Annotated in this window: 14 protein-coding genes; 7 read left to right on the top strand and 7 right to left on the bottom strand. The window is 66.5% G+C overall.

The window, feature by feature from the left end; genetic code table 11:
• Positions 1-6: 6 nt before the first annotated feature.
• The 3 genes from ACPVPU_RS07730 to ACPVPU_RS07740 form a co-directional block, all read right to left on the bottom strand.
• Entirely contained in the window at positions 7-1119 is a 1113-nt protein-coding gene (locus ACPVPU_RS07730) for an acyl-CoA dehydrogenase family protein (protein WP_448660391.1), read from the bottom strand.
• A 31-nt stretch (positions 1120-1150) separates the two neighbouring features.
• Complete coding sequence (locus tag ACPVPU_RS07735) at positions 1151-2335, bottom strand: acyl-CoA dehydrogenase family protein (RefSeq protein WP_448657333.1); 1185 nt, start codon at positions 2333-2335, stop codon at positions 1151-1153.
• A 180-nt stretch (positions 2336-2515) separates the two neighbouring features.
• Entirely contained in the window at positions 2516-4555 is a 2040-nt protein-coding gene (locus ACPVPU_RS07740) for a 3-hydroxyacyl-CoA dehydrogenase NAD-binding domain-containing protein (protein ID WP_448657335.1), read from the bottom strand.
• Between the two features lie 225 nt (positions 4556-4780).
• Here ACPVPU_RS07740 and ACPVPU_RS07745 point away from each other — a divergent pair, with 225 nt between their 5' ends.
• Positions 4781-6481 (top strand): class I adenylate-forming enzyme family protein, encoded by a 1701-nt coding sequence (locus tag ACPVPU_RS07745; RefSeq protein ID WP_448660442.1) that lies wholly within the window; start codon positions 4781-4783, stop codon positions 6479-6481.
• A 27-nt stretch (positions 6482-6508) separates the two neighbouring features.
• On the opposite strand, the gene ACPVPU_RS07750 is transcribed toward ACPVPU_RS07745, so the two are convergent.
• Both ACPVPU_RS07750 and ACPVPU_RS07755 read right to left on the bottom strand, forming a co-directional pair.
• Positions 6509-8575 (bottom strand): TonB-dependent receptor, encoded by a 2067-nt coding sequence (locus tag ACPVPU_RS07750; RefSeq protein WP_448657337.1) that lies wholly within the window; start codon positions 8573-8575, stop codon positions 6509-6511.
• Between the two features lie 90 nt (positions 8576-8665).
• A complete protein-coding gene (locus ACPVPU_RS07755; RefSeq protein ID WP_448657338.1) occupies positions 8666-9196 on the bottom strand; it encodes a cytochrome b in 531 nt (176 codons plus the stop codon).
• A gap of 112 nt (positions 9197-9308) precedes the next feature.
• Here ACPVPU_RS07755 and ACPVPU_RS07760 point away from each other — a divergent pair, with 112 nt between their 5' ends.
• The 3 genes from ACPVPU_RS07760 to ACPVPU_RS07770 are packed head-to-tail and all read left to right on the top strand — an operon-like array spanning position 9309 to position 10689.
• The gene (locus tag ACPVPU_RS07760) at positions 9309-9758 is read left to right on the top strand and encodes a hypothetical protein (protein ID WP_448657339.1); all 450 of its coding nucleotides are present in this window, start codon (positions 9309-9311) and stop codon (positions 9756-9758) included.
• On the top strand, positions 9734-10342 hold the full coding sequence (locus tag ACPVPU_RS07765) for a hypothetical protein (RefSeq protein ID WP_448657341.1): 609 nt from the start codon (positions 9734-9736) through the stop codon (positions 10340-10342). The genes ACPVPU_RS07760 and ACPVPU_RS07765 overlap by 25 nt, the downstream gene beginning before the upstream one ends.
• Complete coding sequence (locus ACPVPU_RS07770; RefSeq protein WP_448657343.1) at positions 10312-10689, top strand: arsenate reductase; 378 nt, start codon at positions 10312-10314, stop codon at positions 10687-10689. The genes ACPVPU_RS07765 and ACPVPU_RS07770 overlap by 31 nt, the downstream gene beginning before the upstream one ends.
• A 92-nt stretch (positions 10690-10781) precedes the next feature.
• Here the strand turns inward: ACPVPU_RS07770 and ACPVPU_RS07775 are convergent, their stop codons facing one another.
• Together ACPVPU_RS07775 and ACPVPU_RS07780 are read right to left on the bottom strand one after the other, a co-directional pair.
• Positions 10782-10994, bottom strand: coding sequence for a helix-turn-helix transcriptional regulator (locus ACPVPU_RS07775; RefSeq protein ID WP_448657345.1), 213 nt, complete (start codon positions 10992-10994; stop codon positions 10782-10784).
• Positions 10991-11422, bottom strand: a complete 432-nt coding sequence (locus ACPVPU_RS07780; RefSeq protein ID WP_448657347.1) for a hypothetical protein — start codon at positions 11420-11422, stop codon at positions 10991-10993. Before ACPVPU_RS07780 ends, ACPVPU_RS07775 begins: the two co-directional genes overlap by 4 nt.
• A 116-nt stretch (positions 11423-11538) precedes the next feature.
• On the opposite strand from ACPVPU_RS07780, the gene panB reads away from it, so the two are divergent.
• The 3 genes from panB (at position 11539) to ACPVPU_RS07795 (ending at position 14546) form a co-directional block, all read left to right on the top strand.
• On the top strand, positions 11539-12399 hold the full coding sequence (gene panB, locus ACPVPU_RS07785; RefSeq protein WP_448657349.1) for a 3-methyl-2-oxobutanoate hydroxymethyltransferase: 861 nt from the start codon (positions 11539-11541) through the stop codon (positions 12397-12399).
• A 72-nt stretch (positions 12400-12471) separates the two neighbouring features.
• The gene (locus tag ACPVPU_RS07790; RefSeq protein WP_448657351.1) at positions 12472-13221 is read left to right on the top strand and encodes a tetratricopeptide repeat protein; all 750 of its coding nucleotides are present in this window, start codon (positions 12472-12474) and stop codon (positions 13219-13221) included.
• Positions 13218-14546 (top strand): outer membrane protein assembly factor BamB family protein, encoded by a 1329-nt coding sequence (locus tag ACPVPU_RS07795; protein ID WP_448657352.1) that lies wholly within the window; start codon positions 13218-13220, stop codon positions 14544-14546. Before ACPVPU_RS07790 ends, ACPVPU_RS07795 begins: the two co-directional genes overlap by 4 nt.
• Positions 14547-14556 lie beyond the last annotated feature (10 nt).

A 14556-nucleotide genomic window follows, 5' to 3' on the forward strand; every position in this document is an offset into this window, starting at 1 on the left:
CCATGTTCAATATCCCTCCGCCTCGGCCAGCGCGTTGGCGTGGAAATTGGCGTCGCCGAACAGTTCGCTCAGCACCCGCGCCCGCTTCATGAAAAAGCCGATATCATATTCGTCGGTCATGCCGATCCCGCCATGCATCTGTACGCCCTCCTGCACCGACAGGGTGGTGGCCATGCCGGTCATCGCCTTGGCGATGGCCACGGCATGATCCGCCTGCGCCGACCCTGCGTCCAGCAATTGCTGCGCCTTCAGCACCGCAGCACGAGCAACCTCCATTTCGGAATAGAGGTGAGCGGCGCGATGCTGCAGCGCCTGGAAACTGCCGATCAGGGTGCCGAATTGCCTGCGCTGCTTCAGGTATCCGATGGTCATGTCCATCGCGCCCCCGCCGACGCCCAGCAACTCCGCAGAGGCTGCCGCCCTGCCGCCCGCCAGCAAACGCCGCAGCGGAGCGTCATTATCCACCTCGCCCACCACCGCATCGGCGTCCACTTCGACGCCGTCCAGCGTCAGGCGACTGGCAAGGCTGGCATCCGCCAGCCGCTGCGGGTCGATGGTCAGCCCCGCTGCCCCGGGATCGACCGCGAACAGCGTTGGCGGCGCACCCTCCGCCGTGGTCGCCGCGATCAGCAGCAAGTCGGCGGCATGGGCGTGATGGACGAACTGCTTGGTCCCGGTCAGGCGAAAGCCGTTGCCCGACCGCTCCGCCCGCATCGCCACCCGGCCGGTAAACTTTGCGCCTTCGTCGATGGCGATCGCCGCCACCGTCTCACCCGCGACGATGCCCGGAAACCAGCGGTCGGCATGAGCAGTGCCCTTCATCGCTTCGACCGCCGCAACCGCCGTGGTCAGAAAGGGGGAGGGGGTCAGGTTGCGCCCGATTTCCTCCATCACCACACCTGCCTCGACATGGCCGAGGCCCAGCCCGCCCTGCGCCTCCGGCACCAGCATCCCGGCAAAGCCCATCTCCCCGGACTGCCGCCACAGGTCGCGGGAAAAGCCGGTGGCATCGTTGGCATCGCGCTGCGCCCGCAGGTGGCTGACCGGCGCGGTTTCGCCAACGAACTGGCGTGCAGTGTCGGCGAGCATCGCCTGTTCTTCGTTCAGAAACAACGGCATGGATCAGTTCCCGTGCTTCCCGTTGCCCGGATCAGGCGCCGGGCAATTCCAGTATCCGCTTGGCGACGATGTTGAGCTGGATTTCGCTCGTGCCGCCTTCGATCGAATTGGCCTTGCTGCGCAGCCAGCCGCGCGCCTTGGCCCCGCCCGCCGAACGATCGCTTTCCCATTCCAGCGCATCGCTGCCGCCTGCCGCCATCACCAGTTCCTGGCGGCGCTTGTTCAGTTCGGTGCCGACATATTTCATCATGCTCGGTTGGGCAGGATGAGCGCGCCCTGCCTTCAGCTCGTCGATGAAGCGCTCGCTCATCGCCGCAAAGGCACGGGTCCGCACTCGGAACTCCGCGATGCTGGCGCGCAGCAGCGGATCGGCCAGCCGCCCGCGCTCGTCCAAGCCGATGGTTGCGATCGCCCCGGCGATCAGGGGATCGTCACCGCCCGACTGGCCGAGGCCCATGCCCGAGATCATCTCCCGCTCATGCCCCAGTAGATATTTGGCGACATCCCATCCCTTGTTCAGCTCGCCGACCAGATTGGCCTTGGGTACGCGCACATTGTCGAAGAACGTTTCGCAGAACGGCGAATTGCCGCTGATCAACAGGATCGGCCTGGTGGAAACGCCGGGCGTTTCCATGTCGAACAGGACGAAGCTGATGCCGCCCTGCTTGCTCTCCTTGGACGTGCGGACCAGGCAGAAAATCCAGTCCGCCTGATCGGCATAGCTGGTCCACACCTTCTGCCCGTTGACGATGAAGTGATCGCCCGCATCCTCCGCGCTGGTGGCAAGACCGGCAAGGTCGCTGCCCGCATTGGGCTCCGAATAGCCCTGGCACCAGCGGATTTCGCCGCGCGCGATTCTCGGCAGATGCTCCAGCTTCTGCGCCTCGGTCCCGTATTTCAGGAGCGCCGGGCCGAGCATCGAGATGCCGAAACTGCGCAGCGGCAGGCGACAGTTCAGCGCCGCCATCTCCTCTCGCAGAATCTTGGTCTGGGCTGGAGACAGGCCGCCACCGCCATATTCGGTCGGCCAGTCCGGTACCGTCCAGCCGCGCGCCGCCATCGCGTCAAGCCATTCGCGCTGCCCCGGCTGATACACCGCGCGCCGTCCACCCCAGCACACGTCCTTGTCGCTGCGCACGGGCGCACGCATTTCGGCGGGGCAGTTCGCCTCCAGCCAGGCGCGGGTTTCGGAGCGGAACTGGTTGAGGTCGGTCATGGTTTGTCCTCTCCAAATCCCTCTCCCCTTCAGGGGAGAGGCGCGAGACTTGGCGGCGTGCCGCCTAGTCGCAGCGGAGAGGGGTTGCTTTCGAGCAGAACGCTTGCGGCACTGCCCCTCTCCCAACCCTCTCCCCTGAGCCGCAGGCGAGTGCAGCTCAACGGGAGAGGGCCAGTGGTATCACCGGTTGAACCGCTCGCCCTTCTCGGCCTTCTCCCGCAACAGGGGCGCGATCTCGAAGCCGTGCTTTTCCATGCCCGCGACGATCTTCTTCGCGCCCTCCAGATCGGCCCAGAACATCGGTCCGCCGCGATAGGGGGGCCAGCCATAGCCATAGACCCAGACGACATCGATGTCGGAAGCCCGCTGCGCCTTGCCCTCGGCCAGGATCAGCGCACCCTCGTTGACCATCGGATAGAGCGTGCGCTCGACAATCTCCTCATCGGTGACATCGTGCTGCGACGTGCCGGTCTTGTCGCGCCACTCCTGAATGATCTCCGCGACGCGGGGGGAGGGGGAGGGGTTCCGCTTGTCGTCGTAATCGTAAAAGCCCGCGCCCTTTTTCTGCCCCCAGCGCTCCTCGGCGCAGAGCTGGTCGCGGATATCCTCGATGCGGCTCGGATCCCGATGCCAGCCGATATCAACCCCCGCCAGGTCGGCCATCTGGAACGGCCCCATCGGCATCCCGAATTCGACATGCACCCGGTCGATCTGCTCCGGCGTCGCGCCCTCCAAGAGCAGCCGGTTAGCCTCGATCTGACGCGGCATCAGCATGCGGTTGCCGATGAAACCGTGACAGACGCCGGCAACGACCGCGACCTTGCGGATCTTCTTGGCCACCGCCATCGCCGTTGCCAGCACATCGTCGGCGGTCTTTTCGCCGCGCACGACCTCCAGCAGCTTCATGATGTTGGCGGGCGAGAAGAAATGTAGGCCCAGCACGTCCTGCGGGCGCGAGGTGCTCGCCGCAATCTCGTCGATGTCCAGATAACTGGTGTTGGTGGCCAGGATCGCGCCCGGCTTGGCGACCCGGTCCAGCTTGCCGAAGATGTCCTTTTTCACATCCATGTTTTCATAGACGGCCTCGATGATCAAATCGCAATCGGCCAGGTCGTCCATCGACAGGCTGGGCTTCAGCAGGCCCATCGCGCCCTCGACCTGCCCGGCGGTCATCCGGCCCTTGGCGGCAGTCGCGTCGTAATTCTTGCGCATCGTGGCCGTGCCGCGATCCAGCGCCTCCTGCTGCATCTCGACGATCGTCACGGGGATGCCGGCCGACAGGAAGTTCATCGAAATGCCGCCGCCCATCGTGCCGGCACCGATCACGCCGACGCGGTTCACCGGGCGCAGGGCGACATCCTCGGCAATGCCGTCGATCTTCGATGCCTTGCGCTCGGCGAAGAAGATGTGGCGCAGCGCTGCCGACTGGACGCCGAACATCAGCTTCATGAAGGACTGGCGTTCGATCTGCACACCCTCGGCATAGGGCATTTTCGTTGCCGCCTCGACACAGGCGATGTTCGCCTCCGGCGCGTCGAGCCCCCGGAACCGCTTGGCATTGGCCTTGCGGAACGCCTCGAACACCGACGGATCATGGGCCAGCGGCTTTTCCGACACGCGCGGGATGGGCCGCACGTCCTTCACCTCATTGGCAAGCGCCAGCGCGTCGGCGATCAGGCTGTCCTCGCCCGCCAGTCGGTCGACAAGGCCCGCATTGTGCGCGTCGGTGGCCGAAATCGGCTCGCCCTTGGTCACCATTTCCAGCGCCAGTTCGACCCCCGCCGCGCGGGGCAGCCGCTGCGTGCCGCCCGCACCTGGCAGCAGGCCCAGCTTGACCTCGGGCGTGCCCAGCCTGGCGGACGGCACCGCGATCCGGTAATGGCTGGCCAAGGCCACCTCGCACCCGCCGCCCAGTGCCGTGCCGTGGATGGCGGCGATGACCGGCTTGTCCAGCGCCTCGATCGCATCGACCAGTTCGGGAAGCAGCGGCTGCACCGGGGGCTTGGTGAATTCGGTGATGTCCGCGCCCGCAAAAAAGGTCTTGCCGCGACAGGCGATGATCACCGCCTTCACCCCGTCATCCGCCGCAGCCGCCTTGATGCCCTCGGCCAGGCCGATCCGCACCGCCGCGCCCAGCGCATTCACCGGCGGATTGTCGCTCCACAGCACCAGCACGTCGCCATGCCGTTCCTGCGTGATGGGGGACGATTCGCTGCTCATTCAGGCTCTCCGACAAAATCTCGTTCAATCCGTAGCGTCACCATACCCCAATTTCGAAAGGGCGTTGCACCGCAGCGGACCATCCGGACCTGTATCGCCTTGAGCTTACGGGAAATCAACACTAGCCTTGGCATGGAAAGGGCGAAAACGCCTGTTCGATCGATAAGTGGAGAGCGTGCCGTGCATTCCGAAACGCCGATTGCGATCCCCGATGGCTGGCCCCGCATGACCCTGGATCAGGTCCGCGCCCTGCTGACCGCGCCGGGCCAGAAATTCGAAATGGCGACCGAGACGATCCGGGGCGTGGAAACGCGGGTGTGGAAACAATGCCCGCCCTCCCTGTCGATGCTGCTGCATTTTTCGCGAAGCCATGGGACGCGGGAATGCGCGATCCTGAACGACGAGCGCGTGACCTATGATGCGATGTTCCGGGCGACGGCGCGTCTGGCTACGCATTTGCAGGCGATGGGCGTGGAAAAGGGCGACCGCGTGGCGTTCGTCATGCGGAACCTGCCCGAATGGATCGCGATCTTCTTTGCCGTCACGTCGATCGGCGGCATCGCCGTGCCCCTCAACGCCTGGTGGACCGGGGCGGAGCTGGAATATGGCCTGAAGGATTGCGGGGCAAAGGTCGTCATCGCCGATGGCCGCCGCCACCGCGTGCTGGCACGGCATTACGCCAGCTGCCCGGAAGTCGCCCGTGTCATCGTCACCCGTGCCAAGGATCCGCTGGCGAACGGCGAATACGCACTTGAGGACCTGATCGGCGCGCCGAGCGACTGGGCTTCGCTGCCCGATGTGCCGCTGCCCATGGCCGATCTGCACCCCGATGACGATGCGACGATCTTCTATACCAGCGGCACGACCGGTGCGCCAAAGGGGGCGCTCGGCACGCATCGCAATATCCTGACCAACATCCATTCGACCTTCTATGCCGCCGCTCGCGCGATGCTCCGCCGGGGCGAGGTGCCGCCGCCGGTGCCGGAGCCAAAGGTCGGGCTGCTGGTCATCCCGCTGTTCCACGTCACTGCCTGTTCGGCGTTTCTGATGGCGAACATGGCGCTGGGCGGCACGATCGTGATGATGCGCAAATGGGATGCGGGCGAGGCGCTGGCGCTGATCCAGCGGGAGCGGATCAACGCGACCGGTGGGGTGCCGACCATCGCCTGGCAGTTGCTCGAACATCCCGACCGCGACCGATATGACCTGTCCAGCCTGGAGGGCATCTCCTATGGCGGCGCGCCCGCCGCGCCCGAACTGGTGCGGCGCATTTATGACGAATTCGGCGCATTGCCCGGAAATGGCTGGGGCATGACCGAGACGATGGCCACCGTCACCAACCATCAGGGCGAGGAGTATCTGGCGCGGCCCGACAGCTGCGGCCTGCCGGTGCCGGTTGCGGACCTGAAGATCATGTCGCTCGATGGCAGCACGGAACTGCCGACCGGCGAGGTCGGCGAGCTGTGGGCCAGAGGGCCGATGATCGTGAAGGGCTACTGGAACAAGCCGGACGAGACCGCCGCCTGTTTCGTCGATGGCTGGGTGCGCACCGGCGACCTCGCCCGGCTGGACGAGGACGGCTTCTGCACCATCGTCGATCGCGCCAAGGACATCATCATCCGGGGCGGCGAGAATATTTATTCGATCGAGGTGGAAAGCGTGCTGTACGCTCATCCCGCGGTCACCGATTGTGCGCTGGTCGGCGTGCCGCACCGGACGCTGGGCGAGCAACCGGCCGCTGTCGTGCATCTGTGCCCGGGCTGCGAGGCGAGCGAGGCGGAGCTTCAGGACTGGGTGCGGCGGCACCTGGCCGGGTTCAAGGTGCCCGTAGCGATCCGCTTCGTCGATCAGGTCCTGCCTCGCAACGCTCAGGGCAAGATCCTGAAGACCGAACTGCGTGGCTTGTTCGCGGCCGTGGAGACTTAGCAAATCAATGACGGCGCGGCATGAAGATTAGAGCCGCAGCGCCAGCCCCGCCCAGAGCTGCCTCGGCCGCGCCCGTTCCAGCGCCGCGCCGCTGAAGCCGGTGGGCACTAGCGCGTCGAACAGGTTCTCACCGCGTAAGCGCAGGGTCAGGGCCGGGACCAGCGGCACGTCCGCCACCGCATCGACCGTGGTCGCGGCGCCCAGCGTCCGGCCATTCTGGTCATCCTCGAACACCGATGCGCTATGGCGCAGCGTCGTGGAGACCAGCCAGTCGCCACGCTGCCACCCGATCGTGCCGCTGAACTGGTGCGGCGGCACCTGGGCGGGGCGAAGGCCGTCGAGCGGCGCGGACAATCCCTGGCCGCGCACGGTCGCATCGACATAGGCATAGGACAGCCGGGCCGACACGGTACCGATCTGCGCCCGCCCGTCGATTTCCACCCCCACGCTCTCGATCGAATCCAGATTGTCGCGCCGCCGAAAGAAGCCGGCGGCCGATACGAACCCGACGCCGGGAAACGTGCCCGGACCCCGTGCCACCGTGACATTGGCGACAGCATCGTTCAGCCGGTTGGCGAAAGCGGTTGCGGAGAGGGTGAGGGCAGGGCTGGGGGCCAGGTCGATTCCCGCCTCCACTCCTTCCAGCCGTTCGGGGGACAGCTCGGCATTGGCGGCCGTCGCGTCCGCACCAGCGCGGAACGGGCGATACAATTCGTTCGGGGTGGGCAACCGCCATGCCCGATAGGCGGCGGTGCGGAGCGTGACCGCGTCGATGGGCGACCAAGCGATGCCCAACCGGCCGGTGGCTTCGCTGCCGGACCGGTCGGCGAACCGTGTGTCGGTCAGCGCCGGGCCGGTGGCACCCAGCGTCCGTTCGGTCAGTCGCCCATCCTCGATCCACCAGCCGTCGATCCGGGCATCCCCCTCGATCCGGATGCGTCCGGCGCGGATGCCGAGCGTGGCAAACCCGCCCAGCGTTTGCGTGCGCCCGCCCGCCACCCGGCGGCGGGTCGGCGATCCGGCGACATAGGTGAACAGCTCCTGCGTCTCCCCCTCGATCGCGCGAACATCCGCACCCAATGCCAGCGTCACCTGTCCGCCCAGCGGCGGGATCACCTCGATGCGCCCGCCCACGCCGGTGGCCGGCGTGTTTTCCTGATCCAGCGTCTGCGTCGCGGTCGTTCGTGCGTTGTTGATGGCGGCGAACTGGCTGGAAAAGCGCCTGGACTGGACATAGCCGAGCGCCGACCAGCGCCAGTCGCCCGTCCCGACCAGGCGAATGCTGGCGTCCGCGCCGTCGCTGCCGATGGCGGTGAAGTCCAGGCCCCGGTCGCGCCGGTCGGTAAATGCCTGCACCGTTGCCTGCAACTCGGTCGACGGTGCGATGGACAGGACGCCGCGCAGCGCCACGCTGGCCTGCTCGAAGGGCGCGGCTCGATCCACCGGGCCGCGCTGATCCTGCACGATCGGAATGAAGCCGTCGCCGCGCGCATAGGCTGCGGTCACGGTTGCGAAGCCTGCTCCGCCTTTCATCAGGCCGCTGGCCCGCGCAGCCACAGCGTTGCGTTCGCCATAGCTGATCTCGCCGGTCAGGGGGTCCAGCTGATCGGGCGTTGCGCTTTCCATCTCGATCACGCCGCCGATCGCGCCCGATCCCCAGGTGCCGCTGCCGCCGCCCCGTCGGACCCGGATGGCGCCGATCCGGTCGGTCGCATAGGCGGGAAACGCGATCCAGCCGCCGAACGGGTCGGCCTGGGGCACACCGTCCACGATCAGCAATGCTCGGCTGGCCGCATTGCCGCCCAGTCCGCGCAGGGTGATGCCCTGTGCCGTCGGATTGGCCGACCGGGAATCCGCGCGGCGAAAGCTTTGTAGTCCGGCGACGTCGCTCAACACGTCTTCCAGGCGACCACTGGCGGTGCCGGTGATGCGTGCGCGGTCGATGACGGTGTCGGCGTCGCTTGCCCCGTCACCCAGCGTCAGGCCGCGACCGGTGACGATGATGGCGGGCGCTTCGGTTTCTCTGGGGGCAGGCGGCGGCGCATCCTGCGCAACAATGGCAAGCACTTGGACAAGGAACAGGGAAGGGGTCATTCAGGACAATCCGACGATGCTTGGACAAAGGATGCGCTGGCGGGCGTCAATCGCCATGCGCCCGCAGCGCACGGATTGGCAAGCCGTGCGTCAGCCGGCCATCCGCTTCAGCATCCCGTCCTTCAGCAGCCACTGATGGCGCAGCGCCGCCAGGATATGCCCGATCGCCAGCGCACCCAGCGCCAATCCCAGCAATTCATGGCCCTCATGCGCCACGTCATAAAGCGGCGTATCGCGGACGACCGGCAGCTTGGGCACCGGAAACAGGCCGAACCAGTCGAGTGGCCGGTTGCCCGCCGACGACATGGCATAACCGCTGAGCGGCACCAGGATCATCAGCGCATAGAGGAAGGCGTGCACTGCGCCTGCCAGCCGGCGCTCTGCCGCCGACACGGTGGCGGGCAGCGGCGGTGCAGGATTGGCGATCCGCCAGCCCAGCCGCGCGACGCTCAACGCCAGCACCGTCAGGCCGATGGATTTATGCAGCGGCATGACCGGGCCGGTCACCGGCGCCAGCGCATCGGAAAACAGGCCCAGCGGCAGATTGACCAGGATCGCGGCCGCGATTGCCCAGTGAAACGCCTGGGCGACGCGCGAATAGCGGCGGCTTGATTCGATCATGTGGTGGAGGATGCGCCGAATGTCGCAAAAGCGCCAGCGGTCCGTTCCCTGTTTTCCAGGTCATTCAGTGCCCCGTTGGCAAATCCGCCATGCTTCCTTTATGCCCGGCGCCATGAAACCTGTTCTGACCCTGGTCCTCGCGCTCGGGCTGGCCGCCTGCGACACGGCGATGGCCCCTGCCGACCCTGCCGCCAATGCCAGTGCGGATACGCCCGACACGCTGCCGACCCCGGTCGCGTCGGCCAAGGCGCTCAGCAAGGAAATCCCCGATAGCTTTCAGGGAAAATGGGACAGCGACCGCATGGCGTGCAGCCAGGATGTCAGCGAAATGCGCCTGATCGTCGCCGCCGATGGCCTGCGCTTCTATGAAAGCGTCGCGCGGGTGGACGCTGTCGCCCAGCCCGAGCCGAACCGCATCGAAATCGATGCCGCGTTGGACGCAGAGGGGATGACCCAGGGACGGCACTTGACCCTGACGCTCCGCGACGACGGGATGCTGGCGACCACGACCGACGGTGCCACCGCGATCCGTATCCGGTGCGAAAGCGGCGCCGCGCAATGATCCGGCTGGCGGCACTGGCCGGGCTGATCCTGTTGACGGCATGCGATCCGCAGCCATCCGGGGACGATGATGCGGGCAATGCCGTAGCGCCGGAGCCATCCGTCACGCCCGTGCCCACGCCGACCGCCGCAGCCGCCGGGCCGCTGCTCAATCTTGCCCCGGATGGGTTGCAGCTGGTGGACGCCGCCACCGGTTCGACCCGGCCTTTGGCGTTCGGCATGGCGCGCGACGATGCGGTCGCCGCCGTGCAACGCGCGCTGGGGCCGGGGCAGGGCGGCGATCCGTGCCCGCTCGCGCCGCTGGAAAGCGTCCGGTTCAAGGGCGTGGACCTCAGCTTCAACGACGGCAAGCTGGCCGGGTGGACCGCCAATCGCGACGGCGGCGATGCCGCGCTGACCAGCATGGCGGGCGTCGGGATCGGCAGCCCGCTGGCTGATCTGGAAAAGGCCTATGCCATCGAAGTTGCCGAAACCAGTCTGGGGATCGAGTTCACGGCGGGGGCGATGGCCGGCCTGCTCAGCTCCGATGCGCCGACGGCAACCATCACCAATTTATGGGCAGGCGAAACCTGCATCGCGCGATGACCGGCATCGTCCTCTACGGCATTCCGAATTGCGACACCGTCAAGAAGGCGCGGGCGGCGCTGGATGATGCCGGGATCGCCTATCGCTTTCACGATTTCAAGAAGCTGGGCGTGCCGGAAGACCGTCTGCGCGCATGGGTGGCCGAACATGGCTGGGAACGGGTGCTGAACCGGTCCGGCACCACCTTTCGCAAGCTGCCCGACAGCGACCGGGCCGATCTGGATGCCGAACGCGCCATCGCGCTGATGCTGCTCCACCCATCGGCGATCCGGCGTCCTGTGACTGAAACGTGGAATGCGATCCTGATCGGCTTCGACCCAGCCGCCTATGCGGCCATCCCGCGATGAGCAAGGCAGTTGATCGGCTGATATACCTCAAATAGGGTAGTTTTGCCGATGATCTGGGGGATCGTCGCAGTCCTTTCCTTTCGTTTCACCAGCTATTCCGCCTGCCACTGGAACACCTCTTCCAGCGGCTTGCCCAGCGCGTGGGCGATGCGGAATGCGGCCTCCAGCGTCGGCGAATATTTCCCCGCCTCTATCGCTGCGATCGTCTGGCGGGTGACGCCCACCCGCTCACCCAGTTCGGCCTGGGTCATTTCGCCGTTCAGAAAGCGCAGCGTCCGCACCTGATTGGTCAGCCGCATGGTCATCCCGTCAGCCCCAGGCGATAGCCGATGGCGACCGTGCCGAACCGAACCGCCTCTGCCAGAACGAACGCACCGACCAGCGCAAAGATCACGTCCGGGCCGTGCAGCCCGAAATGCAGCCATGCGATCACGGCGAACATGGTGATGACCAGCACGCCATAGGCGACCCCGGTCGCCCGAAAGCTCAGCAGGCGTTCGCGCTCATCGGCTGGCGCACGCGCTTCGGATGGCGCCCGCGCTGCCCAATAGCCGGCCGCCGCCGCCATGACCGCCGCTTGTACCACCGTCGCCACGATGAACGGGCCGATCATGCCGATCCCCCGGGCCTGTTCCGGCACGCCGAACAGCACCCCGAAAAACCCGCCCCAAACCAATATGGTGCTGACAAAGGCCAGCCAGGCAATCTTTTCCCGAAACGCCATCATCGTCATCCTTGTCAAAAATTATGCTCACCATGTTATATAAACCAAACATTGAGTCAATGATGAATAACATGGATTGGCCGATTGCGGTGGCGAAGCATGGGGCAAGCCGCTAAGGGCGGGTCATGTCGACGACCTTTACCCTGGACACCGGCACCAGCCGCGCCAACCCGACCCCTGCGCCGATGAAGCGGTTGACGGTGCCCGCCATCCGCCAGCGCAAGGGCGGCGAACCGCTGGTAATGCTGACTGCATACACCGTGCGCATGGCCCAGCTCATGGATCCGCATTGCGACATGCTGCTGGTCGGCGACAGCCTGGGCCAGGTGATCTACGGCCTGCCGTCGACCGTCCCGGTCACGCTGGACATGATGGCGGCGCACGGCGCGGCGGTGGTGCGGGGCAGCTATCACGCGCTGGTCGTGATCGACATGCCGTTCGGCAGTTACGAGGCATCGCCCGAACAGGCATTTGCCAGTGCGGCCCGGCTGATGAAGGAAACCGGCGCGGCGGCGGTCAAGCTGGAGGGCGGGGCCGCGATGGCGCCGACGGTACGGTTCCTGACCGAACGGGGTATTCCGGTGATGGCTCATGTCGGGCTCACGCCTCAGGCGGTCAACATGCTGGGCGGTTATGGCGCGCGCGGTCGCAGCCATGACGAGGCGGTCAAGATCCTGGGCGATGCCCAGGCGGTGGCGGATGCGGGCGCGTTCGCGCTGGTGATCGAAGGCGTGATGGAGCCGATCGCGCTCGATATCACGCGCATGGTCGGGTGCCCCACCATCGGCATCGGCGCATCGGCGGGATGCGATGGCCAGGTGCTGGTGGCCGAGGATATGCTGGGCATGTTCGATCGGGTCCCCCGGTTCGTGAAGCGGTTCGATGATCTGGCTGGCCGTATTTCTGCCGCGGTTGAAACCTACGCCGCCGATGTCCGCGCCCGCCGCTTTCCGGGCGACGAACAGATTTACCGCCCAAAGGATTGAGCGGCTTTTGTTTGGCCGAATGCGCGGCTAAGGTCCGCCGCCTTCGGGCACCCGGAATGAATGGAGCAACACTTGGCGCTGACCCCGCAGAATAACGATGCCTTCCTGCGCGAAGTGGATGAGGAACTGCGCCGTGAACAGGCGAATGCGCTGTTTCGGCGGTGGGGGCTGCTGATCCTGGCGGTGGTGCTGCTGGCCGTGGCCGCCTTTGGTGGCTGGCTTTGGTGGCAGAGCCATCAGAAGGCGCAGGCAGCGGAACAGGGCGCGGCGCTGACCAAGGCGCTGGATTCGCTGGCTCAGAACAAGCAGGAAGAAGCCGCCAGGCCGCTGGCCACGCTCGCCGGGTCGGATATCGAGGGCATCCGCTTTGCCGCGCTGTTTACCGAAGCCGACGTGATGCTGGCCAAGAACGACCTGAAGGGCGCCGCCGCCAAGTTCGCCGCCGTCGCCAGCGACACCAGCCAGCCCGCGGCCGTGCGCGAACTGGCGCTGCTGCGCCAGACCCTGGCCGAATATGACCAGCTGACCCCGCAGCAGGTCATCGATAGGATGAAGCCGATGGCGGTCAAGGACAGCGCCTATTATGGCACCGCCGGCGAGCTGACGGCGATGGCGATGCTGGCGTCGAAGCGAGAGGCAGAGGCCGGCCGCCTGTTCGGCGAACTGGCCAAGGCGGAGCAGGTGCCCGAAACGATCCGCGCCCGCGCCGTCCAGATGGCCGGTCTGCTGGGTGTCGATGCCATTGACCAGAGCGCCGCCGCCGGGGAAGAGGGCAATTCCACTGCGGCAGCTGGACAGGCTGAGGGAACGGACGCGAAATGAAGATGAACGGCAAGCTGCTGCTGGCCGCAACCGCGCTGGCGATGCTCAGCGGCTGCGGCATTTTTGGTGGCAAGGGCAACAAGCGTACGCCGGTCGTCGGTCAGCGCGTGCCGATCCTGGTCAGCGAGAACGAGGTCCGCGCTGATCCGACGATCGCTCAGGTCGAGGTGCTGTTGCCCGCCGCCGCCAGCAATCCGGCGTGGAGCCAGCCTGGCGGCAATGCCTCAAAATCCATGGGCCATCCCTCGCTGGGCCAGAGCCTGACGCGCGCCTGGACCGTGACCATCCCCGGCACGACCAAGACCGTGCGGCTGGCCGCCGCGCCGGTGGTGGCGGGCGGCCGCGTCTATGTGATGGACAGCAGCGGCGTCGTCCACGCGATGTCCGCCGATACCGGCACCACCATCTGGACGCAGCAGACATCGACCGACGAAGCGAACGAACGCTCGCGTTTCGGTGGCGGGGTCAGCGTCGACGGCGCTCGGGTCTATGCCACCAACGGCGTCGGCGAAGTGGTTGCCATGGAGGCAGCCGACGGAACCCAGGTCTGGCGCGCAAAGCCGGGCGGCCCGCTGCGCGGCGCACCGACGCTGGCCAACGGCAATGTCTATGCGCTCAGCCAGGATAACCAGCTGTTTGCCCTGTCGCAGGCGGACGGATCCGTCGTCTGGACCCAGGCGGCGTCGCTGGAGCCCCAGGGCGTGTTCGGCGTGGCCGCCCCGGCCGTGGCACAGGGTACTGTCGTCACTGGATTTTCGTCCGGCGAACTGAACGCCTATCGCTATGAAAACGGCCGTTCGCTGTGGTCCGACGCCCTGTCGCGCACCAGCATTTCGACATCGGTGTCGGCGCTGGCCGATATCGATGCCGAACCGGTCATCGATCAGGGCCGCGTCTATGCCGTGGGGCAGGGCGGGCGCATGGTCGCGGTCGAAATCCTGAACGGCCAGCGGCTGTGGGAACAGAATATCGGCGGGATCGCCACCCCGTGGGTGATCGGCGAATGGGTATTCGTCGTGACCAGCGAAGGCCGGCTGGCCGCTATCGCCCGCGCCAATGGCAAGGTGCGGTGGATCACCCCGCTCCAGCGCTATCGGAACGAAAAGAAGCGCAAGGGCCCGATCAACTGGGTCGGGCCGGTCTTGGCCGGCGGGCGCCTGATCCTCGTCAACTCGCGCGGCGAAATGGCGCAGGTGTCCCCGGCCGATGGCAGCGTGATTTCGACGACCGAGGCGGACAAGGCCGGCTTTACCCTGGCCCCGGTCGTGGCTGCCGATACGCTTTATACCCTGTCCGATGACGGTCGCCTGACCGCCTGGCGTTGATCGGGCGACG

The organism is Sphingomonas paludis (assembly GCF_053502515.1).